This window comes from Tepidibacillus sp. LV47 (assembly GCF_048381575.1).
Classification (GTDB): Bacteria; Bacillota; Bacilli; order Tepidibacillales; family Tepidibacillaceae; genus Tepidibacillus.
Genome location: NZ_JBLWIF010000001.1, coordinates 341692 through 367285, shown reverse-complemented (window position 1 = coordinate 367285; position 25594 = coordinate 341692). Strand labels below are relative to the sequence as shown.

Genomic DNA, 25594 nt, shown 5'->3' with positions numbered 1-25594 from the left:
TGTAATATGGAAACCATTTGGAAGGATGATTGAACTAGATGAGGAAATGGTTTGAGGACTTCAAGAGCTTAATGACTGAGGAAGATCGGCAAGATTTTAAAAAGGCTGTCGAACAAGCAGGTTTTGCTGCCTTCAATGAATTAAATCGATCTTTTTACGATGAATTGAAAAAATTAGAGGAAAATGGGTTTGAAACGATGGAAGAATGGATAGAATTGGGGAGGAAGTTATTCCCTGATTTGACTCAGTTTAGCCCATCTTGGGAATTTTTTTGGGATGAAATCTCGCAAATTTATCAAAACAAAAAGGAATTTTATCAGCTGGTTCCGAAGGAAGAACGTAACGGGGAATGGCAAGTTTTATTTGATAATCCCTTTTCGACGGATGGAATTGTCTGTCATACGGGTAAAAACTTTGCTGAAGCCACTTATCTAGCAGCGAAATATCAATTATCAATGAAAAAAGCAGAGATTTTGAAATTACAAAAAGTCTCACAAACGATCATTAAAAGGGGAAAATATTTTGACGGCATTACTTTTTAATGATACGATAAAGCAAATAATAAAGAAGAAATGAGGATTGATAAAATGAGTAACGAAAAAAAGCATGATCATCATCATGATCACGATCACCTTCACTTACATCTTCACGACCATGACCATGATCACCATCACGAACATAAGGTGATTCTTTTAGATGAGAATGGTCAGGAAAAGGAATTTGATATTGTCACTTGGTTTGAAGTGGATTCCAAGGATTATGTTGTATTAATTTCCTCTGAAGGCGATCAAGAAGAAGGTATCATTTTACGACTTGAAGAAGAAGACGGTGAGGAAGTTTTAGTGGATATTGAAGATGATGAGGAATGGAATAAAGTTTTAGCTGTTTATGAAAAACTATATGAAGAAGACCAATTAGATTAATTTCATCAGCCATTCCTGTGTAAAGAAAGTGACTTAAATCCTCCCATGTTTAGGGGGGATTTTTTTTGTATGAATATAGAACATGCGTTCTAATTTTGTCTAGATTGGTGTATAATACAAGGGGAACGAATGTTTCTGTTTCAATCATGAACGTAAAGAAAAAAGGACGATGGCGCGATGAAAGCAAAGAAAAAAGTGATTTTTTTGGTAGATATGCAAAGCTTTTATGCATCCGTTGAAATCGCTTCTGATCCGAAGTTAAAGGGCAAACCAGTTGCTGTTGTTGGTGATCCTGCTAAACGGCATGGGATTACCTTGGCTGCCAATCCTAAAGCAAAAGCAAGAGGAATAAAAACGGCGATGCCCATTTGGCAAGTAAAAAGTCTCTGTCCAAATGTTCAATTTGTCAAACCCCATATGCAAAAATATATCGATACATCGATTCAGATTACCCACATTTTAGAACAATTTACCGATCAAGTTGAAGTGTATTCCATTGATGAACAGTTTTTAGATGTAACCGCCAGCCAATCTCTTTTTGGCCCCCCTCTTAAAATGGCCAAACGGATCCAAGAGCGAATTTGGAAAGAGGTAGGAGTTTTTGCGAGAGTGGGTATAGGTGAAAATAAAATCCAAGCCAAGATGGCTTGCGATAATTTTGCCAAAAAAAACGAAGAAGGGATCTTTGAATTAAATTATCAAAATTATCGACAATACACAGCAGAACTTCCCATTGACAAACTATTTGGTGTAGGAAGTCGAATGAAGCGAAATCTCGAACGAATTGGGATTTATACGATTGGTGATTTGGCCAACCGTTCCTTAGAAGAAATGAAAAGACGTTGGGGAATTATGGGGCATGTTTTGTGGTTAAGTGCCCAAGGGATCGATTATTCTCCTGTTGAACGTAATTCGACAGAACTTCAAAAAGGAATTGGCAATAGTATCACACTGCCACGGGATTATTATCTTCAAGAGGAGATTGAAACGGTCCTACTTGAGATCACAGAAGAAGTGTGTAGACGAGCAAGGTCAATGCATCAAAAAGGGCGAACGGTTCATGTATCCCTTAGAGGGGCGGATTTTGACCATCCTACAGGATTTCATCGTCAAATTACCCTTCCTGAAGCCACCAATGATACGATGGAAATCTACAAAGGGGTTTTGCATTTATTTCACCGATTCTGGGATCGAAAACCTGTACGAAGTATTGGGGTGAATATCACTCAACTGGAAGATGATCGGGAAGTACAATTAAGCCTATTTACTGATCCCCTTAAGAAGCTTCGTTTGGGACAAGTAATGGATGAGATCCGCGAACGCTATGGCAAGACTGCTATTTTTCGAGCCTCATCCCTATTGTCTTCTGGGTTATTGTTTGATCGTGCCACCAAGATAGGAGGTCATGAAGCATGAATCGAGGGAATTTGCTATGGACAGGAAGTCGGATGATGTTAGCCGAACATCGTCAATTATTAAATGAACGATTAAAAGAAGCCGAGAGAAAAGAAAAACCAATCCTGGATGAACAACAAAAAGAATGGATCGCCCAATCAGTTTCTGAAGCGATAGCCAATGATCTTAAAGTAACAATCACCCTTTTTGATCGATACAAGGAAATCAAGATAACGGGAAAGATATTAAAAATCGATCCCCAATTAAGAAGACTAAAGATCACATACCAAGATGAATATACATGGATCAAATTCGATGATATCATCGATGTAATTTCATACCAATAATAAAAAAGAGTGCTAATGCACTCTTAAAATCTCAAATTTTGTGTAGTGAAGATGAAATATACTTATGTATGATTGCTACTTACGAGGATTGTAGTATATAATACGTCCATTGAAAAGGTGGGTTTCTGCTTTTAGGTATTGTCCAAGATATTTGGTAAATTCATTTCCTTTTGCGACATCCCCGGGTGTACGATGTTCTTCATCAGGGATTGTAACTTGGACATAATAACGAGTTTTGCCATCTACTTCTTCTTTTCCAACACCAATGAGAAGGAAAGTATAAAGGGGATCAGTAGCAGTTAATTGTAAATATTTTTCTCCATCTTGCGTTTTTTCCTGAACAGTATAGGGGAAAGCTGCTTTTTCGTATTCCCAGTCTAACTGATCACCAAGCTTTGTCATCCTCGTTACATATTGGTTTAATAGATTTTTTACATCCTCAATCGTAATCTCTTGTTGTATTGAACCATCTACTAATTTGATATATGCGCTTCTACCCAATTTTCGATCCACTCCTAATTCCATATAATTGCAAATACTACATTCATTTTAGCATTAAGGAATTAGATTTGACAATAAAATACAAGAAAAACTTCAATTTATTAAGAAAAGAAAGCCTCCAATTGGAGGCAAATCTCACTTTCTTTTCTTTGATTTTTTTTCCCCTTCAGGTTGATTCACAATGAAGTCTAAGTCATTTTTATAAACATCTAATGTGGCATCATGCATCGGATGCATAAATGGACCGCCCATGGGAGAAGCCATTCGAAGATCTAAGTTCTTATCATAATCATTATCGTTTGTAAAATCATCTGTTTGTTCATCGCCGGCAAAATGTTCCGGGGCCTCATTTTCTGCCCAGTTAACCATGAATTTATTATCGTAAGCTTTTTCTTTGTTTTGAGGCTTATCGTTTTGTCGATCATTTTTCATGGGAAAACACCTCCTTTTATGAGTATGAACGAATCAAACAAAGAATATCCAAAATTCTAAAATTCTTAAGGATCGATTAATTTTGCAAGATATGGTAAAATCAAACTAGAAATAGTAAATTTTTTGGAGGCAATATTTTATGGAAAAGGCTGAACTGCTTGAGGAAATCCGATGTGAGTTAGGCCTGTTGTTAAAAAATGTTCAAGATAAAAAAGAATGGTATGATACTGTCATTCATTTATTAAAATCAAGGATTGACAATTACCAGTCGATTTTTGTGTATTTAACAGACGAAACATCGTTTTATTATTACACCCACTTAAGTGATGAAAAGGAAATATATCAAGAAAAAATTTACTTTGGTGACGAAATGCTAAGTATTGTAGCCGCCCGTGGCGAAATTTCTTGCGAATTTATTCCTGGTGGACAAAAAATCTATATTCCTTTCTATCGAGGACACCATTTATTGGGTGAAATGATCATTACGACTTCTCAATTTGTTGATACGGACGAATTAAAGTTTATGAAAAATATCCAAACTATACTTAGTGCAGCCCCTTTTTAGGGGTTTTTTTTCTTTCAATGAGAATGGAGGGATTAATATGGAAACACTGCAAAAATTTTTGGTGCAACCTTCAAAGGCGATAGTATTAACCATTCATGGAGCAGGAGAACATATTGGCCGGTACCGCCATTTCGCAGAATGGCTAAACCAAAATCAGATTTCAATGATTGGAGGGGATCTGCCAGGACTAGGTAGATCAAAGGAAAGACGAGGTCACATTCATCATTTTGATGATTATCTAAAAAAGGTAGACCAATGGTTAGCTTATACAATTGAGGAATTTACCAATATACCAATTTTCTTGTTTGGTCATAGTATGGGTGGGTTGATTGCTTTAAGGTATATTGAAGAATACGAGAATCAACATCCTCTTTCTGGTGTGATTCTTACTTCACCGGCGATCCGCTTAGGCATGAAGATTCCTAAATGGCAACTTGCATTAGCGCGTTTTGTGAAGAATATATGGCCTACTTTACGGTTAAAAAGTGGGATAAAAGCTAAAGACTTAACACATGATTTAGAAATTGTTAAGGCAAATCAAAAAGATCCGTTAGTTTATGGAAAGGTTACAATCCAATGGTTCTTTCAATTCCAGCAAGCAATGGAAGAGGTATGGAAGAAAATCGATCGAATTTCACTACTTCATCTTCCGATATTATATTTACAAGCAGGAGAAGATACTTTAGTTGATCCTGAAGCCTCGAAAGAATTTGTAAAACAACTAGATCCGAAAGTCACTGAATTCTATTTTTTGCCTGGGTTATACCACGAAGTATTAAATGAAGTCGACCGAGAAAAATATCTAAAAATAATCAGTGATTGGATACTCAAGCGATTAGAATAAGCCAGGTTGCAACCTTGGCTTTTTTTTGTTGTGGCTTATATGTTCTAACGCTACTCCTAACCTTACGGCTTTCCGTAAATAAGGTCAGTAGGAAATCGCTTAACAAAGTCGTAGCTTATAATAGAATCTACCTTAAAAAAGTTGTGGAATTGAATTTATCTCCGGGACAGAATATGTCCATAGTGGTTAAATATGTCCTACTAATTAGGTATTAGCGGAAAATATTAAAACACAATTAAGTTTATTGACATAAATAGTATAACATATTAAAATAAAGGTATCCTAGTAATCGGTTTCAATAATACAAGGATGGTGGCATAGAACCATGGGTACACTAATTTGCCAAGTATGTGATAAGATTATTGCACCAATTTCATCAGAAAAATCTGAAGTATTATATGGCGTTTGTCCAGATTGCAATTGCCAACATGATCATCAAGAGTAGAATAGATTATATTTGTGATGGCTGACCCTTTACTTTTAGGTCAGCCCTTTTTTACATAAAAAAAGAAATTGGCCTTATGCAAATGCCAATTTCATTGATGCTCTTCTATCAGTAAATCGGAATTGGTTTGAGTTCTTTGATAACTTTGATCATTTTTAGGGATTCGTCTTCAGGACCTTGTACAGGTAAACCAGCAGCAAGATTTTGTTTAATATATTCGATATTATCTTCTGTGATAATTTCACCAGGAAGTAATATGGGTATTCCAGGGGGATAGACCATGATGAATTCGGCAATCACATGACCAACGGATTCATCTAAGGGGATGATGTCGGTCTCTGCGTAAAACGCATCTCGAGGGGACAAAGCTAATGCAGGAATCTTAGGAAGTCGTACTTTTAAATGTTTTTTTTGAATTTGGTGACTTTGTTCTTCGGATAGCTTCTTTAATGCAGAGATGAATAGGTCGATGTCACTTGGTCGATCCCCTGGTGTAATAATGACTAAAATATTATATAAATCACTTAACTCAACCTCAATATTATAATGTTTACGAAGCCACTTTTCTACATCATAACCTGTGATTCCTAAATCCTTTACACTAATCAGTAATTTTGTCGGGTCATAATCATAAACAGCTTCTGTACCGATGATCTCATCGCCAACACAATATAACCCTGGAATTTCGTTGATTCTTTTTCGTGCATCTTGAGCAAGATGGATGGCTTCATCCAATAGCCTTTTGCCGTTAAGGGCTAAGTTTCTCCTTGCAGCATCTAAAGAAGCCAATAAGATATAAGACGTTGAAGTTGTTGTGAGCATGCTCATAACCGATTGAACATGGGATGGATTTACAAGTCCATTACGGATATTAAGAATGGAGCTTTGGGTCAAAGATCCCCCTAATTTATGAACACTTGTTGCAGCCATGTCCGCACCTGCTTGCATGGCTGAAAGGGGAAGCTCATCATGGAAATGAATGTGAACGCCATGCGCTTCGTCAACAAGAACAGGAATATTGTATTGATGAACGATGTCTACAATTTTACGAAGATTTCCAGCGATTCCATAATAAGTAGGATTAATCACTAAAACCGCTTTTGCATCGGGATGTTGTTCCAATGCTTTTTTTACAGAATTAGGGGTAATACCATGAGCGATTCCAATTTTTGGATCCATTTCAGGATGAACAAAGATAGGAGTTGCACCCGCAAAAATGATCGCTGACATGACGGATTTGTGAACATTACGAGGTACAATGATTTTATCGTTAGGACCAACAACAGACATAATCATCGCCATGATAGCACCACTCGTCCCTTGTACAGAGAAAAAAGTATGATCGGCCCCAAACGCTTCTGCTGCTAACTCCTGAGCTTCTTTGATGATACCATGGGGATGATGAAGATCATCTAAAGGGGCGATATTGATTAAATCGATGGATAAGGCATTTTCACCGATGAATTTTTTAAATTCTTCATCCATCCCTTGACCTTTTTTATGTCCTGGTATATGAAATTGGATTGGATTACGTTTTGCATGTTCAATCACAGCCGTGAATAATGGTGTTCTTGCTTGATGATTCAACTCTCAACATTTCCTCTCTAATTGAATTAATAAACAAATTAGAGTATAACATGTTTAGTTTAAGATGCAATAGTAAAAAAATGTTTTTTCTGCAAAGTTTAAGCGATATAATAAAACAGGAAGGAATTTTTTGAAAACATACAGAATAAAGGATGTATGCAATAAGGTGTATAAATTTTAGAGGAGGAGACGGTATGAATACAAGAATTACGGAATTGCTCGATATTGAATATCCAATTATTCAAGGGGGACTTGCATACTTAGCCGATGCCAATTTAGCTGCCGCAGTATCCAATGCTGGCGGATTGGGACAAATCACAGCGGTTACTTTACCTTCACCAGAGGATTTACGGAAAGAGATTCAAAAATTGAGAACGCTTACAAACAAACCCTTTGGCGTCAATTTTGCCATTAGTATGTATGGGGATAAATGGAAGAATTACTTAGAAGTTGCGATCGAAGAAAAAGTTCCCGTTGTAACCATTACAGGGGGTAACCCTGCACCATTACTTGAACGAATCAAAGGATTACCTATAAAGAAAATCTCCTTGGTCTCCACTGTGAAACAAGCAAAAAAAGCTGAAGCATTAGGAATGGATGCGATTATGGCTGTTGGACAAGAAGGTGGAGGGCATATTGGTCGGGATGATTTAGGTACGATGGTATTAATTCCTCGGGTTGTAGATGCGGTTAAAATCCCAGTGATCGCGAGTGGAGGTATTGGTGATGGTCGCGGATTAATGGCCGCATTGGCACTTGGTGCAGAGGGAATTGAAATGGGAACTCGTTTTATCGCTACAAAAGAATGTCAATTAGCACATGAGAACTATAAAAAAACATTAGTCGAAAAAGATGAAATGGATACCGTAGTCATCAAACGTTCCTTAGGTACACCTGCAAGAGCAATTGCCAATCAAATCACAGAAAAAATTCTTCACCTCGAACAAAGTGGGGCAGATTTTGAAACCTTAAAACCTTATATAAGTGGAGAAAATAATAAAAAGGCCATTTATGAAGGGAAAATGGATGAAGGCCATGCTTGGGCAGGGCAAGTGATGGGATTAATTCATGATATTCCAACTGTTAAAGAATTAATTCTTCGTATTGTAAGTGAAGCAGAAGAAGTTTATGAAAAGTGGAAACAAATATTTTAAATGGTTGAGATTACCTGGCAGATGCCAGGTTTTTTTATGGAAAGAAAGGACAAAATTATCATTAGATATGTTTTTTATTTTTTTTTTATTATTCCATGAAAAAGGAGTGAAAAAATTGAAGGATTTAAAATGGAAAGTCGGTGGAGCGCAAGGAGAAGGAATCGACAGTACTGGCGAGATTTTTGCCATTACTTTAAATCGTATGGGGTACTACCTTTTTGCCTATCGTCATTTCATGTCCTTAATTAAAGGGGGACATACCAATTATAAAGTTCGGATTGCATCCCAACCAGTTCATTACCATGGGGATGATCTTGATATTTTATTAGCTTTTGATCAAAGAACCATAGATGAAAACTTTCATGAACTGAAAGACGGTTCGATCCTAATCTACGATTCAAGCAAATTGAAGGAGGCCAAACTTTCTGATCAAGGGAAAAAAGTAAATGTTTGTCCAATCCCCATTTACGATATTGCCCAACAGTTAGGGAATCCAATTATGAAAAACATGGTTGCTGCTGGAGCAAGTTGTGCAGCAGTAGGTCTAGAACCATCGATATTCTATGAAGTAATAGAGGGGATTTTTGAGAAAAAAGGGGAAAATATCATCAATGCGAATAAAGAGGCCATTCAAAAAGGATATGATTATTACAAAGAAAACTTTAACTTTAAACTTGAACTTCCAGAGAAAACAGGTGAGATGAATAAAAATCTCTTTATGACTGGAAATGAAGGGATCGGCTTAGGCGCATTAACGGCAGGGTGTCGTTTCTTGGCTGCTTATCCAATTACACCTGCAACAGAGATTATGTATAATGCATTAGCCCACTTTCCACGATTCGGAGGGAAAATCATTCAAGCTGAGGATGAAATTGCAGCTTGTTTAATGGCAATTGGAGGTAATTATGCAGGAGTGAGATCAATGACATCTACCTCTGGTCCAGGATTATCTTTAATGATGGAAGCTTTAGGATTAGCAGGGATGTCTGAAACTCCTTTAGTTATTGTGGACGTTCAACGGGGCGGACCAGCAACTGGTTTACCAACAAAAACAGAACAATCGGATTTGAATGAAATGATTTATGGATCCCATGGTGAGATTCCAAGAATTGTGATTACACCAACAACAGCAGAAGAGGCATTTTATTACATTCAACATGCGTTTAATTTAGCTGAAAAATATCAATGCCCTGTCATTGTGGGAACAGATATGTTTATGGGAATGTCAAAGAAATCGGTAGCGGATCTTGATTTTGGCAAGGTTAAGATTGATCGTGGCGAGATGATTAGCGACGAGGAACTTCTGAAAATTGAAAAGGGAATGTTCAAACGATACAACCTAGAAACCGAAACAGGGATCTCACCTCGTTCCATTCCAGGGCAAAAGAATGGAAGATATGTTGCACTTGGAAACGAACATGAGGAAACGGGTTATGAAATCGAAGATCCTGAAACAAGAGTAAAAATGATGGACAAACGGATGAGAAAATTAAAACATTTCGATCCATCAGAGATCGGTATTTATTTTTCGGGAGAAGATCAGTTTGATACCTTGCTTATCGGCTTTGGTTCAACCTTTGCTCAAATCAATGAAGCATACCAAGAACTGAAAGAAAAAGGAGAAAAAGTAGCACATCTTCAGGTGAAAGTGGTATATCCATTTCCAAGAAAAATCGTGGAAGAGCAGATTCAAAAAGCTGCAAAGGTATTTGTAGTCGATCATAATGCGACAGGACAGTTAAGACAACTGATTCAAAAAGAGGTGGGTTACCACGAAAAATTAACAAGCATTCTAAAATATGATGGGAATCCATTCAGTGTGAGAGAAATCGTAAATGGAGTTCTTGGTAAAGGAGTGAATGCGTAAAATGGCAACATTGAAAGATTTTCGAGTCAGTGAAAAAGCAACTTGGTGTCCAGGTTGCGGTCACTTTACAGTCTTAGCAGCTTTACAAGCAGCTTCAGCGAATTTAGGGATAGAACCATATAATATGGTTTTGGTATCTGGAATTGGCTGTTCTGGTAAAATCAGTCAACATTTTGGTTCCTATGGTTTTCACAGCCTTCATGGACGAACACTACCTGTTGCAACAGGGGTACAACTGAATAATCATGACTTAGTGGTCGTTGCGGCTGGTGGTGATGGTGATGGTTACGGAATTGGGATTGGCCATTTTATGCACGCCTTAAGAAGAAATATTGACATGACTTATATTGTCATGGATAACCATATATATGGTTTAACGACTGGGCAAACATCGCCGACAAGTCATCGCGGTTTCAAATCCAAAACTTCTCCTGCAGGTTCAGCAGAAGAGCCAGTGCGCCCTGTGCAAACGGCAATTATCAATGGTGCTAGCTTTGTGGCTCAGGCTTTTTCTGGAGATGTCAAACAAATGACAAAAATCATGGAGGAAGCTATTCGTCATAAAGGTTTTTCCTTAATCAACGCCTTTAGTCCTTGTGTCACTTTTAACAAAGTAAATACTTATGATTGGTTCAAGGAAAATATCTATAACTTAGATGAAGTGAATGACTATGACCCAACAGATAAATTTGCAGCGCTAAAAGTTCTTGAAGATCATGGAAGTATCGTAACAGGAGTGATTTACCAAGAAGAACGCCCTGTCTATCACGAAACAATGATTGGAGCCACAAAAGATCCGACAGTAAAGCTAGATTTGACCCTTTCAAATGAAGAGATAGAAAAAATTAAACATTCACTTAGATAACTTCTAAAAGTTAAGTCCTTGTTCTTGCCCGTTAACAAGATCAAGGACTTTTTGCTAATAACCTAACACAGATATCCACAATGATATTCAGTTCTTTATCCTGTGCACCTCAATCCAAAGGTACAAGAAATAGCCACAAATATTCTTGAAGGCCATCCTCGAATTCATTTAATTGAGCCATTAGATGTGATCGATTTTCATAATTTCGAATCTAGATCATTTATCATCCTCACCGGTTCAGGCGGTCCAGGAAGAAGCTATTTATAACATGACGAATGAATTATTAGTAGACCAAACTGCATATGACAAAATGGCAAAAACGGCCAATCCTTATGGGGACGGATTAGCTTCAATGCGAATAGCAGAAGCCATTCTTTATTTCTATAGTTACAGAAAAGAACGTCCAAAACCTTTTGGGTTATAAACGAGTGAAATGACTAGAACGAAATTTTTCAAAGGTTTATAAAATAAACTAGCTAGATTATTGAGAAGGAGGTTATTTTGTGCCACGGTACACAATTATTTACCCTCCAACTGTTTCTTGGCATGAACCTATTTTCCAAAGACCGCATCAACTTCTAAAAGAATTTGCTAGGCAAGGACATTTTTCAATCTTTGCAAATAAAGTAACGGATGGTCATGGTGATTATTGGTTTGCTTCAGAGAACTTGTGTATCTCTAATGATTTAAAGGCCACACTCGACCATCCAATGATAAAAGAAAAGGTAAAGGAAACAAAAGTTGTCCTTTGGGTTACTTTACCAGAGACAATTGATCTAAAGGATTTAGTACACCCAGATATTATTGTCTTTGATTATATTGATGAAAGTACAGAAGAATTCTCTGCTTGGAAATACAAATTGGATGAAAGTATGGAGCTTGCTGATATTATTTTTGTTGCGTCAAAAAAATTATATGACTTAACCCATGCCCAATATCCCCAAAAAACCTATCTACTTCCTAATGCTGCAGATATTCGTAAATACTTTCAAAAAAAGTACATTCTTCCTAAAGATTTAAGACCCTTAAAGAGAAAGTATAAATTGATTGTAGGGTTCATTGGTAGTCTTCAATCATGGGTGGATTACAAATTAATTAAAGAAATGGCAATATTAAGACCGAAGTGGGGATTTGTTTTAATTGGCCCTGAGTATTTTCCTGCAACGATATTGAAAAGAATACCTAATGTCCATTTTTTGGGACCCAAGAGGTACCGTATCTTGCATCATTATGTAAAAAACTTTGATGTGGGAATCATCCCATTTCAGGTTAGAGAAATGACCAACTCCTCTAGTCCCATAAAAATGTATGAGTATTTAGCTGCTGGAATTCCCGTTGTTGCAACGCCGATTAAAGAATGCAAACGATTATCTCCAATTGTCAGAATAGCCAGAACAGGTAAGGGAAGTGTGAAAAAGATAGAAGAAGCTATCTATTATTCCAAAAAAGAGAAACATTTGTATCTTCAAATTGCAAAAAACAATTCTTGGGAAAAACGTGTGCAAGAAATTATCCTTAAATTCAATGGAATGAGACAAAAATTAGTGGTAGGAATGTTAGTGAAAAATGAAGCAAATAGATATTTAAAAAGGGTAATCGAAAATATTTCATCTTATGCTGACGAGCTGGTGGTACTAGATGACAAAAGTATTGATGATACAGTAGATGTGATACGAAAAACGTCTACAATACCAACATATATAACTTCTATAGATAATGGGAATTTTTATGAGAATGAGATTGAGTTGCGAAAAAGATTATATCAACTTGTATTATCAAGGAACCCAGATTGGTTTATGATTGTCGATGCAGATGAAATCTTTGATCAAGCAAGTCGTGAAAAATTTGAAAAACTGATGAATCAAAATGAAGTCGATGTATGGGGATTCAAGCTCTACGATATGTGGGATGAAACACACTATCGATCAGACGAATATTGGAGAGCACATGAATATTCTACGTTAATGCTTGTGAGAAATATCCGAGGTTTTCAACCTGAATGGCGAGAGACACCCATTCATTGTGGTAGATTACCTAGTAATTTATGGTCATTAAGAACAAAAAGTACAGAGTTAATGAAAATAAAACATTATGGATGGGCAGACCCTGAAGATCGAAAGAAGAAATATGAGAGATATATGAAGTATGATCCAAAAGGTGAATATAGAGGGAATATAGAGCAATATTTGTCTATTTTAGATGAAAAACCAAATTTGGTTTCATGGGATGATGGGAAATGAAGAACCAAAAAAAGAATGTATCTATCGTAACCGCGAATCTTTATACGCATGATGGCAGCACGGTGGTTTTAGGCGGATTAGAACGTTATACAAGGGATTTAGCTTTTTTGCTTCGTGATTTAAACTTTGATGTGACTATTCACCAATTTGGGGATCGTTATTGGCAAAAAAATTATGAAGGTTTTCTTGTTAAGGCATATCCCTGGAAACAGAATGCAGAGTATTGTGTAGAAAATATTATGAAAAGTGATTTAGAAAAAGCTGATTATGTCGTATATATGTGGATCGGATTTCAAACCAAATATAAGCCTAACTCTATCTCAATTAATCATGGTATCTGGTTTGATGAACCAGGGCTAGATGGAAAATGGGGAATCAATGCTGCAAAGTCGCACGTTCTGCCAGCATTACAACAATTAGCTGCACTAGTTACAGTTGATTTGAACTTCTTGAATTTTTGTCGGTCTGTTATCCCTTTTGCTGATAACAATAAAATGATTTATATACCCAATTATGTGGATACAGATATTTTCAAACCTCAAAACCGTCAAGAAGATGGAATGATAGAGATTCTATATCCAAGGAGATATGATAAATACCGAGGAATCTATCTGATGCAAGAAATTGTTCCAGAGCTTCTTGGACGTTATCCTAATATTCGATTCAACTTCGCTATTGATCAGAATCATAAACATTTGATAGACGAATGGAAGGAATGGCTGCAAAAACAACCAAATCAGGATCGGATCAGGTACGCACATTATGCTATGGATGAAATGCCAAACGCTTATCGTGATGCAGATATCGTTGTGATTCCGTCTATTTGCTCAGAGGGAACTTCACTTGCGGCACTAGAATCAATGGCAATGGGAAAAGCAACAATCGCAACGAATGTAGGTGGTTTATCGAATCTTATATTACCTAATGTAAATGGGAAGATTGTAAATCCAACTGTTAAAGAAGTGATGAAAGCAATTGAGGAATATATTCATTCTCCAGAGGACCGTAAAAATCATGGTCAACGTGCCTCTGAGATTACAAAAATTGCTTTTTCAAAGAAAAGATGGGAAAAACAATGGACAGAGCTTATATTGTCGATATTTAAATAAAACCAACCTGGCGATCTGCCCGGTTGGTTAATCTTTGTGAATATAATTTTGCAAGATCCATAAGCTTTTTTGCTGTTACGAGTCCATCGGAAATAATGAGATTGCAAAATCAATGGTACCATTTCTAAGGTTTGGTTGACGGGCACAAATACATGTCTTGCCTGTTCCGTGAAAATCCCCAACTAAAGGTTGAGTATCTTTTCCTGCTGCCCAGGGTTCAAATGCACCCCAAATCGGTGTGAAGCTTTTGCCAGTACTTAAAGCAACTTGCCAATCACCACGGACTGTATCTACGACTAAAATATCATCTTTTCCATCTCCATTAAAGTCGCCAACATAAGCTTTCCATATGCGGCTTGAAGCATAATTCCTCAACCAAGATCCTTGTGGAACAAAGCGTGCTCCATCACTTATGGCCACCTGCCAATTACCGTTTTCAGGGAGCCAAACCGCAACATCTGTTTTTCCGTCTCCATTAAAATCACCAACTACAGAAACCCAATTCTCACCTTTGGCCCATGTTTGCAACCAATTGCCATCCTCTATAAAATACTGTCCATTACTTAAAGCAACCTTCCATTCCCCTGTATGTGGATTTCGTATCATGATATCATCTTTTCCATCCCCATTAAAATCACCTACAAATGGAATCCAATGTTCTCCAATTCCCCATGACTTAATCCAACTAAAATCATCCTTTCCAGGGGTAGGGATTAAACGGGAACCATTACTTAAGGCGACTTGCCAATCTCCATCATTCGAATTCCACACTACAACGTCGGATTGCTTATCGCCGTTAAAATCACCTGTAAGCGGTTTCCATATATTACTTATAGCCCAGTTAGTAAGAGCTAAATGAGAAGAGAACCCGCCGACATCCTGACGACTAGGGTAATTCTCTAGGTTACTTAGTCCGAAGAACCATGTTCCGTTTTTAGGTTGCCAAATAATAAAGTCAGTTTTATGGTCTGCATTCACATCTGCAGTTAAAAATACATTTTCCGTACCACCAAAAAAGTCGGTTTGCCTTACATTGGGTGAAAAGTGAACAACCTCATCGGCACTAACAAATTTGAATCCATGCTCTTTCATACAACGAATGATTCGTTTCAAATATGAATTCTCATCGTATTGAATTTCTCCAGTTTCAGAGATGTGGATAAAAGGAAAATCAAGAATAGGATGATAATATAGACCCGCCAAATCTTGTTCTGTAAAGGTTTGTGCCTCTCGACAGATTCTTTCTACATCATAATTGGGATCAGAACCTCTTACATAGCCAAGGCGTGTAGGTATATAGACAACACCTCGGTAAAAAGGATGATCAGTATCACGAATCGTTAATGTCCGTTTTGTAGGGTTGAGAGGATCATCCTCAAAAAAAATTCCTGTCCATGCTTCCATAATACATCTTTGAGTAGGAGATGCAGCATAATGAGGGGTTACGAAAAGGTAGGATAATGGTAGCCTGGAGATACGAAAGGTGTCAAAAGCCATTCTCATTCGCCTCGAAGCATATGAATTACGGAAGGCATATGCATTAGTGCAAGCATCAGATTGATCATCGGGGGGGCAATTTTTAGAGCAGTCATGTGAAGAAAATTCAAATCCGAGTCCACTGATAGATAATCCATATTGGTGAGTGTATCCGTGAATACTTAACGTTCCGCCACGTGATAAAAAGTAACGCATCGTATCGTTAAATGAAGCGACTACGGGGTCTGTTACATCTCCAATGGATTTATTGTATTTATTCGCTGGATAGACTATGCGAGGAATAACAGAGGCATGAAAATGCACATTTTCCGAATACAAATAATCTGCAATCACCTTAAGTTTAATAATACTCTCTTCCGATGTGTAATAATCATAAGGACCTAAATCTTCCAAACGAATCAACGCTCTTTTAGCCAATTTTATTCACCACCTCTTTAACTCATAACGTAACTTGTATAAATATTATGATATGAAAAAAAAAAGGGGTTGCTCTAGTTGTAAGCCTGTTATGTTTTATACTTTGTAGGACCGTTAGCCGTTACAAGAAATGAATCCTTTAAATAAAATAAACTAATCTTGAATATGAATCAATAGGACGGGGAGAGGGGAGGGCGAACGGATGATTATTATTTTTCCTCCAACCATAGATTGGGGATGGATGACACAAAGACCACAACAGATCATGAAGCAATTTGCTTTAGATGGACATAACGTTTATTTTTGCAACCGAACTCAAAAAAAAGGCAAAATCATTACTGATATTAGCCCGAATTTACATCTTGTCAATAACAATCAAGCATTTATCCGCCAATTCATTCCTCGATTGAAAAAGCACGGACAGATTATCGTATGGGTGACATGGCCACGACTTCATCCCTATCTCGATCAATATTTTCCTGACTTTATTGTCTATGATTTCGTCGATGACTTTCCTGAATGGTCTGTGGATGTTCCTTATATGGTGAAGAAATCAAATCTTGTGCTGACAACCTCTCAAATGATTCAACAACATATGGAACAATATTATCCCCGAAAAAGATCTTATTTCATTCCAAACGGATGTGACTTTGAACATTTTCAACAGTTTAATGAAAGTCCACCGGAAAAACCGGAGGAATATAAAGAACATCAAGGTCCAATTATTGGTTATGTTGGTGCTTGGGCGCCTTGGATTGATGAGGACTTAATAAAAGAAATTGCAAATGCATTTCCGCAAGCGATGATCTCTTTGATAGGAGCAGAATTTAGACGAAAATATAACCTATCCTTGCCAAACGCTATCTTTCATGGTCATAAGCCATACGAATCATTACCCCAATATTTATATTATTGTGATGTATGTCTGATTCCCTTTAAAATCAATCGAACCACGCTTGCAACCAATCCAATCAAGATGTATGAATATTTAGCCGCAGGGAAACCAGTTGTATCAACAGATCTACCAGAAGTAAGGAATGTTCCATACGTTTATATAGGCAAGGATTCAACAAGCTTTATACAGAAAATTGAAATACTGCTGGCAAAAGAAATAGATTTAAACCAACAAGAACTTAATGATTGGCTTTATTCCCATTCATGGAAGAAGCGTTATCAAGATATAAAACAAATCTTACGTGAGAATAGGATACTAAAGTAGTCAAATTAACCTTATCTATTTGGGAATTTAAAGGAGGTGGGCAGATACTTAATGAATCAGAGACCCCTTGTAACGATACTTTTAGCTTTTTATAATCAAAAAAAATACATTATGGATGCAATTAAGAGTGTCTTGCGGCAATCATACTCCAATTGGCAGCTCATTCTATTAGACGATGGGTCGACAGATGGAAGTCAAAGGAGGATACAAAATAAAATAAAAGATAAGAGAATCATCTATAAACGCTTTCAGTATAATCGTGGAAAAGCTAGGGTATTAAATGATGGGTTAAAGCTGGCAGATGGGGAATTTATTATGGAATTAGATGGAGATGACTGGTTATTTCCTGATGCTCTTCTTTCATTTATCGAGTATACGAAAAAACTCTCTTCTAATGTATCACTTGTATATTCGAACTATATTACTGTTAAAAAAGCAAACAACAAAAAGGTTAAAAAAATAGTAATAAACCGTCCTTTTGTGAATCGAATTGATTGGATAAAAGAATTTTTTGTACCTACTCCTCGTTTTTACCGTAAAGAGGCATTGATAGATATTGGAGGTTGGCCGACAGATTATCCATCTGATGGAAGGTTGTACGAGGATGTTGCCATTGTATTCAAACTTCTAAATCAATATCAAATGGCTTACCTGCCAAAAACGACAATGGTAGTGAGAAGACGTTATGATAGTATCACCTATACGAACCGTTTTGCCTGGAAATTTATTTATAAATATTTATTAGCTAGAGGTTTACAAGAATGGAAGGAACCCTATCTCGTTAACGAGAGTAGTAAGAATAGCATACAGATTAAGAAAAAAACAAAAAACATGGTTCAAGAACCATTGGTAACATTAATTGTGCATTATCAAAATCATGAGAAATATATTCCTTATTTTCTGCAAAGTATTTTCCATCAAAACTATTCCAACATTGAATTGATTTTTGTCAATGATCATTCCGTGGATGATTCTACAGAGCAAATTCAATCTCTCTTACTAGGCAAGTTGATTCCATTTAGGGTCATCACCTTAGTTGATCATACTGGTGAAGGCTGGGCATTCCATGAAGCAATAAAATTCGCAAATGGGAATTATGCCCTTTTTCTTTCTCCATTTGAATTATTAAATCCAGAGGCAATTGAAATCTGGGTTCAAACATTTAAGGAAAAGGAAGAAACGGGAACTCCATTAGCAGGAGCGTTTGGAGATAAAAAAATCTTTCAATCGTCACCCATTTTTCAATTTATAAAAAATGAGACTTATCATCCTATAACTGATTTGCAAAGTTTGTTTCAGAACAAAAGTGTTCCAACACCATGCATGTATCGGGTCGATCTGTTAAAACAAACGAAATGGCCAATGGATTATTTGTCAGAAGGAAAGTATTTCAGTGAATTATTTCTAATTGCCCGATTAATGGAGAGAGGATCATTTCTTCATATCCCTAAATTTTTAATCCTTCATATAGCTGGGGAAATCATGCAACAAATAGAAGAAGATTATTGGCCTGTTCAGCGGATCATTATCCAAAAATTTCTAAAAGAAAAGGGAATAGATCCGATTCCTTTTTTGCAACAAAAATAAAAATTAATCATTGGTTAAAACTTTGCCCAAAACAAGCCACTCAGGTTTAAACCTCACATTATTCGTTTTTTTTGTCCATTCTTTTAATATAGGCACGATTGGATAGGTTGGTTTTGCTGCTAATAACGAAAAATATAGTTTATTCTTTGCGGCGAATTGAAGAAGATGATAGATCAGATAATAGGTGTAAGCTCTTTGATTCGAATAAATTTGATAGATAATGACTTCGTTTGTGGATGGGTGTATATGGTAGAGTGCCGTCCCTTTTATTTTATTTTCTTCTAAAATGGTGACGTTTTTAAAAGTTTTTAATGTTGATTGATCTTCTATATTCAATGAAGTATAGATTGTTAAATCTTTTTCAAAGGGCACGAGTTTATCAGATGAAAAATAATCGATATGGTGTTCGATATATTTTTTTAAATCGTCTATATCATGATTCCAAGATAAAATAGGAGATTGAAGTACTTGAAAATACCTTTTCCCTTGAGAATTTAGAAGAGGTTTTGGTGTTAATTTTCTTAGGCGCAGCCATCTTGATAATTGATGATACTTTAGTTTTTCACCGATCATCCAATGAACAGGATAATTATCTATTCTCGTAGCGAGTCTTAATATTTTTGCTCCATTTTTTTTGGCATAATTCTCTTCATAAAGGGCCATTTTCGTACCAATCCCGCTGTTTCGAATCGTTGAATCAATGAATTTGTGGGATAACCAAGCTTCATTTTTTTGAGGAAAACGAATGGCTACACCGCCAACAATTTTTGAGTTTAACTCTGCCACATGAAAGATCCCTAACTGTTGTTCAATCCAATCAAAGATTTGTTTATAATTTTTTTGGCCGGGTTTAATATGGTAAAGTTCACATATTAATGTTAAATCCTTTAATTCTGCCAATCGAAAATGAATACTGTCCATAAAAATCACCCTTTTTACAAAATGATCTATTTTAAATCGTATGAAAAAGATTGAATCCCGATACTCTTATCATATTGATATGAATGAAAAAAGTTAGATTGAATCCGCGAGCTGCATTTCGTTATAATAGAATAAAAAAACTTAGGGGAATAAAACGTGGCAGCTAAGAGTTACAAAAAAGGGAGTATATATCGGAAATTAAAATTACAATATTTGAAGTTGTTAAGAATGAAAAGCGCCCCGTCGATTATTGCTCGTGGGTATGCGATTGGTACATTTCTTGAATTTTTGACTCTTCCAACTTTAGGGATCGCTTTTTTCCTGTTATATCCATTTTCGAAAATATTCAGAGCTAGTTTTGCATCTGCGATGATTGGTTATATTGTGGGAAAATTCATTATGTTATTCTTCCTCTATTGGAATTATTTTGTAGGGAATATCATTACAAAAAGAATGGTTAATGAACAAGTTTCAGTAGGAGTTTCTCACTTTTTCACGATCGATGGGATCAAAGAGAATGGGATAGCATTTTTTATTGGCAGTACTGTAAATGGAATAATTGTTGCATTTGTGAGCTACTTTTTTATTTATTATTTACTGATCTACTATCGGTGGAGAAAAAATCAAAAAAGGAAAATGAAATTTAACCTTTCTTAAAGAAAAATCATAAAAGAAGCCCAGTGGACTTCTTTTATGATTTAGATTTTGCTAACCGATATAAAGGGAGTACCTTCTCAAATGTTTGTTCAATTTTCTTCATTAATTGCTTTTCATTTTGCAAGATGGGATCGTTTCGGTCAATATTGATTCCACAAAGAATTTCCGCTTTTTTCACCTTTTCAAGACGTTCTGCCATCTTCATTAAGTACTTTACATCAACGTCTTGATGAGGAATGACATCAGGCTCTGTATGGTCTAAAGACCAGACGAAATTTTTGGGAATGATCCGTATAATTTCATCTGCATGTTCTTTTAGACGACTGCCAAATGCTTCTTTATTTGGTGCTTCATATATCATTGCGAACCAGACGAAGAGGTGAGTTTGCCACAAACCTACTTGAAAATGAGGTTCTGCTTTATATCCTCTTTTATTTGCGGACCAAGCCACCCAAGTATCTGCAGGAGGATTTACTGTTCTTCTTGCATGTTTTGCAACATGGTAATAAATTTCTTCCGCGGTTAATATACTTAAGTAAGTCGTTAATTCTTTTCCAATGAATTCTAATTTTGGCCGGATACGACTTTTAATCGCATCCATTCTTGGTTCTAGACCATTTATAGTAAAAACATCAAAATCTTCGGAAGTAAAACCTCGAAATTCCATCTTGTCCCTCCTTTCATTTAAGCACAATATACCATAACCTTCTTCGCATTTCAAAAAAGGAGTATATCTAAACTTTACTGAAAATTCTATAAATTCAAATTTTGGATATTTTAGATAAGAAAACGTTTTAATTGGAATTTAAAAATTATATAATATTTTTGAAGAGAGAGAAACCAATGTGGAGGTGCCAAACTATGCAATTTAAAGTAAGTACAGAACCTATTATTTCATTAGCAACGGATTGCATGATTATTACTTACACGGAAGATAGGGATCGGTTAAGGGGTTTAGCGGAACAAGTGGATGAAAAGTTGGATCATCGAATTTCTCAGTTAATTGCGGAAAGGGAAATTAAAGGTGAATTTGGAGAGGTGACGATTGTTCACACTTGGGGTAAAATTCCAGCAAAGCGTGTACTTGTTTTGGGTCTAGGAAAAGAAGAAAAATTAACATTAGAGAAAGCAAGGGCAGCATTTGCAATAGCGACAAGAAAAGCAAAGTCTATTGGCATCAAAGAACTGACGTTTGCGATTACGCAAAAATATAAAGATATATGGAATCCTGTTGATTTGGGACAAGTCGTCGTTGAAGCAATGATGTTAGGTGCATATGAATACAGTCCTTATAAGAAAAAAGAGAAAACGGAACATAAGATTGAAAGAGCGATTGTTGCCGTTGATGGGATCTCGCTAAGTGCGGTTGAAGCTGGTATAGAAAGAGGGCATATCTTTGCCGAGGCGCAAAACCTTGCTAGGGATTTAACGAATACACCAGCAAATCGAATGACGCCTGCCATTCTAGCTGAAAAAGCGAAAGAAATTGCTAGAAAACATCAAATGGAGATTGAAATTTTAGAAAAAGACCAATTAGAAGAGTTAAATATGGGAGCATTTCTTGGGGTTGCACAAGGAAGTAATGAACCTCCTAAAATGATCATTTTAAAATATCTTGGTGCACCTGATTGCAAAGATGCCATCGGTTTTATCGGAAAAGGAATTACCTTTGATTCTGGAGGCATCCAGCTGAAACCAGAAAAAGATTTGGATGAAATGAAAGGGGATATGGCTGGAGCAGCTGTAGTACTTGCAGCGATGAATGCAATTGGCACCTTAAAACCACATGTAAACGTAATCGCTGTAATCCCTGCATGTGAGAATATGGTTTCGGGGCATGCGATTCATCCAGGAGACGTAGTGGATACCTTCTCTGGCAAAACGGTTGAAATTAAACATACGGATGCAGAAGGCCGTTTGATTCTAGCAGATGCTATTTCCTATGCCAAATATTTAGGTGCGACGAAGTTGGTGGATGTCGCCACTTTAACAGGTTCTGTAATCTCAGCTTTAGGCTATTCCATTACTGGTTTATTTACCAATAATGAAGAATGGAAGAAAGAAGTGTTCGCAGCTGCAAAAATTGCTGGTGAAAAAGTTTGGGAATTACCACTTGATGACGATTATGAAGAACTTGTCAAAAGTGATATTGCCGACTTAAAGAATGATGCTGGTTTTGGAGCAGGGGCCATTCAGGGTGCTATGTTCTTAAAGCAGTTTGCAGAAGATACACCTTGGGTTCATTTGGATATTGCTGGAACAGCTGATACAAAAGAAACAAAAGGAATTCATGCCAAAGGTGCAACTGGCGCAATGGTTAGAACCTTAATTTCAATCGCCATTCGTTTTGGCGGAAAATAAAATATGTAAACAGACAAAAAACTTAGCAATAGTGAGGTTTGTATATTCCGTAAGAGTTGGAATATACAAACCTCGTATTGGCTTACATGATTCTATAAGCGATTCTTTAGAGTGAGCTTTTCCTCCGACCTTATTTACAGAAAGGCGTAAGATTAGGAGCGCGTTAGAATCATGCAAGCCATTATTATTCTAGTACCTTACGAGCTTTTTCCAGTTGCTTTCTCACCTGTTCAAACCCTGTTCCACCAGCACTATTTCTCCTTGCAACAACTGTACGAGGTTTTAGAACTTCATAAATATCTTCAGCAAATAAATCAGAAGCTTCTTTGTAAACCGACAATGGAAGATCAAGTAAGTATTTCCCTTCCTGAATACAATAAAGGACTAGTTTACCAACAACCTCATGGGCTTGTCTAAAGGGCATACCTTTAGTGACTAAATAATCTGCTAATTCGGTTGCATTGGAAAAATCCTCTTTCGTTGTTTTTTCCATTACCTCTTTACGAACAGTCATCGTCTCTACCATTTTTGCAAAAATTTTAAGCGATCCTTTGATCGTTGTGACTGTATCAAACATCCCTTCTTTATCTTCTTGTAAATCTTTGTTATAAGTAAGGGGAAGTCCTTTTAAAACAGTAAGGAGACCAATTAAATGACCATAAACGCGACCTGTTTTTCCCCGAATCAGTTCGGCCATATCGGGATTTTTCTTTTGGGGCATCATACTGCTTCCAGTAGCAAAGGCATCATCCAATTCGATAAATTGGAACTCGCTACTAGACCAAAGAATGATTTCTTCGCTAAAGCGAGAAAGATGCATCATCAAAATCGAAGCATGACTTAAGAATTCTAAGATAAAATCCCGATCACTAACCGCATCCAAACTATTTTCATAAATTCCCTCAAATCCTAAGAGTTGTGCACTGTAATGCCGGTCAATGGGAAATGTGGTACCTGCTAATGCTCCAGCACCTAACGGGGAAAGATTAATTCTTTTTAGACTCTCATGAAACCTTTCATAATCCCGCTCTAACATCCAAAAATAAGCGAGAAGGTGATGAGCAAAAGAGATGGGTTGGGCTCGTTGTAAATGGGTATATCCAGGTAATATGGTTTCTATATGATTTTCCGCTTTTTCAATTAATACCTTTTGAAATTCCCGGATCAATTGAAGAATGTCTTTCACTTCTTTTCGCAGATATAAATGCATATCTGTCGCCACTTGGTCATTACGACTTCTTCCTGTGTGTAACTTACCGCCTACAGGCCCAATCTCATCAATGAGCATTTTTTCAATATTTAAATGAATATCTTCGTATTGAACAGAAAAGGTTAATTCATTATTCTTAGCTTTCATCCTTAATTTTTCAAGACCTTGGATGATTTGTTCTACTTCGTCTTGAGGGAGAATGCCACAATGCCCAAGCATTTTCACATGGGCAAGACTTCCTTCAATATCTTCTTCAACCAAGAGTTGATCAAAGGAAATGGATGCAGAAAACTCATCGACCCATGCTTCTGCACTTTTAGTAAAACGTCCACCCCATAATTTTTTCAACGAAAACACCCCTTTAAGCAAATTAATCATTGCAATTACTTCTAAACTTTGCATATAAATACCGAATGGTTAATTTTTATACACTAACATAACTATACAACGGAAGAAAAAATTTGGCTACTGATTTTTATTAAAAAGAGGGAAGTGGTACAATAAGAAATGGGAAAATTAGACTGGAGGGATCTTGATGAAAGTTGGGTTTATCGGTTTGGGGACGATGGGCTTTCCCATGACAAAAAATTTGCTCAAAGCGGGTTTTCAGGTTTTTGTCTTTAGCCGTTCTAGAGGCCCGATTGAAAAAGCGGTAGAATTAGGGGCAATCGAAGCAAAAACGGCAAAAGAATTAGCAGAACAAGTCGATGTTGTCTTAACTGCTCTTCCAATGCCCGATGATATAAAGAAAGTTTATTTTGGGGGAGAAGGAATTCTAGCCGGGGCAAAACCAGGGACGATTTTAATCGACCATAGTACCGTAGGACCCCATTTGAATCTTCAAATCTATGAAAATGCCAAGGAGCAAGGAGTACACTTTCTTGATGCTCCAATTAGTGGGGGACCAATGGGAGCAGAAGCAGGAACTTTAACGATTATGGTTGGCGGGGATAAAGAGATCTTTGATCAGGCTCGACCTGTTTTTGAAGCAATAGGTAAAACCATCCTCTACATGGGAAAAACAGGAAATGGCAGCATTGCCAAATTAATTAATAATATGCTTGTTGGCATCCATACAGCTGCCTTATCCGAAGCATTTGTTTTAGGAGCAAAAGCAGGAATTGGTATCGAGGCTTTATATGAGGTCATTAAAAGCAGTACAGGGTGGAGTTATATGATTGACCGCTGTTATCCACTGATTAAAAGTCGCGATTTTGAACAACGGTTTATGATTGATTTGTTATACAAAGATATGGGATTAGCAACAGATATGGCAGATCAGATTCTGGTTCCTGTAAGGTTGGCAAAGGTTGCAAAAGATATGATTGGGGATGCGAAAGAAGCAGGATATGGTCATGAAGATGTAGCTGCAACGATTAAACCGCTAGAGAAAAAAGCACATGTCGAAGTGAAGTAAAAAGTGTAATGTTTATTGTTTCAAGTGAAGATAA

Annotated in this window: 24 protein-coding genes and 1 pseudogene; 18 read left to right on the top strand and 7 right to left on the bottom strand. The window is 36.7% G+C overall.

What is annotated here, in order from left to right:
• Positions 1-38 precede the first annotated feature (38 nt).
• The 4 genes from ACMW72_RS01815 to ACMW72_RS01800 all read left to right on the top strand — a co-directional run bounded on the left by ACMW72_RS01815 (position 39) and on the right by ACMW72_RS01800 (position 2665).
• Positions 39-542: a hypothetical protein gene (locus tag ACMW72_RS01815; protein ID WP_418367126.1), complete on the top strand. Its 504-nt coding sequence runs from the start codon at positions 39-41 to the stop codon at positions 540-542.
• A 45-nt stretch (positions 543-587) separates the two neighbouring features.
• Entirely contained in the window at positions 588-923 is a 336-nt protein-coding gene (locus ACMW72_RS01810; RefSeq protein ID WP_418367125.1) for a DUF1292 domain-containing protein, read from the top strand.
• Positions 924-1100: 177 nt separating this feature from the next.
• Positions 1101-2339 (top strand): DNA polymerase IV, encoded by a 1239-nt coding sequence (locus ACMW72_RS01805; protein WP_418367124.1) that lies wholly within the window; start codon positions 1101-1103, stop codon positions 2337-2339.
• Positions 2336-2665 (top strand): YolD-like family protein, encoded by a 330-nt coding sequence (locus ACMW72_RS01800; RefSeq protein ID WP_418367123.1) that lies wholly within the window; start codon positions 2336-2338, stop codon positions 2663-2665. Before ACMW72_RS01805 ends, ACMW72_RS01800 begins: the two co-directional genes overlap by 4 nt.
• 75 nt (positions 2666-2740) lie before the next feature.
• Here the strand turns inward: ACMW72_RS01800 and ACMW72_RS01795 are convergent, their stop codons facing one another.
• Together ACMW72_RS01795 and ACMW72_RS01790 are read right to left on the bottom strand one after the other, a co-directional pair.
• A complete protein-coding gene (locus tag ACMW72_RS01795) occupies positions 2741-3166 on the bottom strand; it encodes a DUF1885 family protein (RefSeq protein WP_418367122.1) in 426 nt (141 codons plus the stop codon).
• A 135-nt stretch (positions 3167-3301) separates the two neighbouring features.
• Positions 3302-3598, bottom strand: coding sequence for a hypothetical protein (locus ACMW72_RS01790; RefSeq protein ID WP_418367121.1), 297 nt, complete (start codon positions 3596-3598; stop codon positions 3302-3304).
• Positions 3599-3737: 139 nt separating this feature from the next.
• On the opposite strand from ACMW72_RS01790, the gene ACMW72_RS01785 reads away from it, so the two are divergent.
• From ACMW72_RS01785 to ACMW72_RS01775, 3 genes are all read left to right on the top strand, one after another.
• On the top strand, positions 3738-4163 hold the full coding sequence (locus tag ACMW72_RS01785) for a hypothetical protein (protein WP_418367120.1): 426 nt from the start codon (positions 3738-3740) through the stop codon (positions 4161-4163).
• 37 nt (positions 4164-4200) lie between these two features.
• Positions 4201-5007 (top strand): lysophospholipase, encoded by an 807-nt coding sequence (locus tag ACMW72_RS01780; RefSeq protein ID WP_418367119.1) that lies wholly within the window; start codon positions 4201-4203, stop codon positions 5005-5007.
• A 325-nt stretch (positions 5008-5332) separates the two neighbouring features.
• Entirely contained in the window at positions 5333-5452 is a 120-nt protein-coding gene (locus ACMW72_RS01775) for a GapA-binding peptide SR1P (RefSeq protein ID WP_418367118.1), read from the top strand.
• Between the two features lie 108 nt (positions 5453-5560).
• On the opposite strand, the gene ACMW72_RS01770 is transcribed toward ACMW72_RS01775, so the two are convergent.
• Positions 5561-7039, bottom strand: a complete 1479-nt coding sequence (locus ACMW72_RS01770; protein WP_418367117.1) for an aminotransferase class I/II-fold pyridoxal phosphate-dependent enzyme — start codon at positions 7037-7039, stop codon at positions 5561-5563.
• A gap of 194 nt (positions 7040-7233) precedes the next feature.
• On the opposite strand from ACMW72_RS01770, the gene ACMW72_RS01765 reads away from it, so the two are divergent.
• The 6 genes and pseudogenes from ACMW72_RS01765 (at position 7234) to ACMW72_RS01740 (ending at position 14274) form a co-directional block, all read left to right on the top strand.
• A complete protein-coding gene (locus ACMW72_RS01765; RefSeq protein ID WP_418367116.1) occupies positions 7234-8193 on the top strand; it encodes an NAD(P)H-dependent flavin oxidoreductase in 960 nt (319 codons plus the stop codon).
• Positions 8194-8308: 115 nt separating this feature from the next.
• Positions 8309-10060: a 2-oxoacid:acceptor oxidoreductase subunit alpha gene (locus ACMW72_RS01760; RefSeq protein WP_418367115.1), complete on the top strand. Its 1752-nt coding sequence runs from the start codon at positions 8309-8311 to the stop codon at positions 10058-10060.
• 1 nt (position 10061) lies between these two features.
• Complete coding sequence (locus tag ACMW72_RS01755; protein WP_418367114.1) at positions 10062-10925, top strand: 2-oxoacid:ferredoxin oxidoreductase subunit beta; 864 nt, start codon at positions 10062-10064, stop codon at positions 10923-10925.
• 90 nt (positions 10926-11015) lie between these two features.
• Positions 11016-11349, top strand: a pseudogene (locus tag ACMW72_RS01750) (UDP-N-acetylglucosamine 2-epimerase); the annotation flags it as partial.
• Positions 11350-11428: 79 nt separating this feature from the next.
• Entirely contained in the window at positions 11429-13165 is a 1737-nt protein-coding gene (locus ACMW72_RS01745; RefSeq protein ID WP_418367113.1) for a glycosyltransferase, read from the top strand.
• On the top strand, positions 13162-14274 hold the full coding sequence (locus tag ACMW72_RS01740) for a glycosyltransferase family 4 protein (protein WP_418367112.1): 1113 nt from the start codon (positions 13162-13164) through the stop codon (positions 14272-14274). The genes ACMW72_RS01745 and ACMW72_RS01740 overlap by 4 nt, the downstream gene beginning before the upstream one ends.
• A gap of 75 nt (positions 14275-14349) precedes the next feature.
• Here the strand turns inward: ACMW72_RS01740 and ACMW72_RS01735 are convergent, their stop codons facing one another.
• The gene (locus ACMW72_RS01735; protein WP_418367111.1) at positions 14350-16188 is read right to left on the bottom strand and encodes a DUF2334 domain-containing protein; all 1839 of its coding nucleotides are present in this window, start codon (positions 16186-16188) and stop codon (positions 14350-14352) included.
• Positions 16189-16390: 202 nt separating this feature from the next.
• Between ACMW72_RS01735 and ACMW72_RS01730 the strand changes: the two genes are divergently transcribed.
• A complete protein-coding gene (locus ACMW72_RS01730) occupies positions 16391-17407 on the top strand; it encodes a glycosyltransferase (RefSeq protein WP_418367110.1) in 1017 nt (338 codons plus the stop codon).
• A gap of 51 nt (positions 17408-17458) precedes the next feature.
• A complete protein-coding gene (locus ACMW72_RS01725) occupies positions 17459-18994 on the top strand; it encodes a glycosyltransferase family 2 protein (protein ID WP_418367109.1) in 1536 nt (511 codons plus the stop codon).
• Between the two features lie 3 nt (positions 18995-18997).
• Here the strand turns inward: ACMW72_RS01725 and ACMW72_RS01720 are convergent, their stop codons facing one another.
• Positions 18998-19915 carry a GNAT family N-acetyltransferase gene (locus tag ACMW72_RS01720; protein WP_418367108.1) on the bottom strand — a complete coding sequence of 306 codons (918 nt, stop codon included), beginning with the start codon at positions 19913-19915 and terminating at the stop codon, positions 18998-19000.
• A 156-nt stretch (positions 19916-20071) separates the two neighbouring features.
• Here ACMW72_RS01720 and ACMW72_RS01715 point away from each other — a divergent pair, with 156 nt between their 5' ends.
• A complete protein-coding gene (locus tag ACMW72_RS01715; protein WP_418367107.1) occupies positions 20072-20572 on the top strand; it encodes a DUF2062 domain-containing protein in 501 nt (166 codons plus the stop codon).
• Between the two features lie 34 nt (positions 20573-20606).
• Here the strand turns inward: ACMW72_RS01715 and ACMW72_RS01710 are convergent, their stop codons facing one another.
• Positions 20607-21239: a YktB family protein gene (locus ACMW72_RS01710; protein ID WP_418367106.1), complete on the bottom strand. Its 633-nt coding sequence runs from the start codon at positions 21237-21239 to the stop codon at positions 20607-20609.
• A gap of 194 nt (positions 21240-21433) precedes the next feature.
• Between ACMW72_RS01710 and ACMW72_RS01705 the strand changes: the two genes are divergently transcribed.
• Entirely contained in the window at positions 21434-22933 is a 1500-nt protein-coding gene (locus tag ACMW72_RS01705) for a leucyl aminopeptidase (protein WP_418367105.1), read from the top strand.
• A gap of 184 nt (positions 22934-23117) precedes the next feature.
• Here ACMW72_RS01705 and argH read toward each other — a convergent pair whose 3' ends face one another.
• Positions 23118-24491 (bottom strand): argininosuccinate lyase, encoded by a 1374-nt coding sequence (gene argH, locus ACMW72_RS01700; protein ID WP_418367104.1) that lies wholly within the window; start codon positions 24489-24491, stop codon positions 23118-23120.
• A 187-nt stretch (positions 24492-24678) separates the two neighbouring features.
• Here argH and ACMW72_RS01695 point away from each other — a divergent pair, with 187 nt between their 5' ends.
• Positions 24679-25560 (top strand): NAD(P)-dependent oxidoreductase, encoded by an 882-nt coding sequence (locus ACMW72_RS01695; RefSeq protein ID WP_418367103.1) that lies wholly within the window; start codon positions 24679-24681, stop codon positions 25558-25560.
• Positions 25561-25594: the final 34 nt, after the last annotated feature.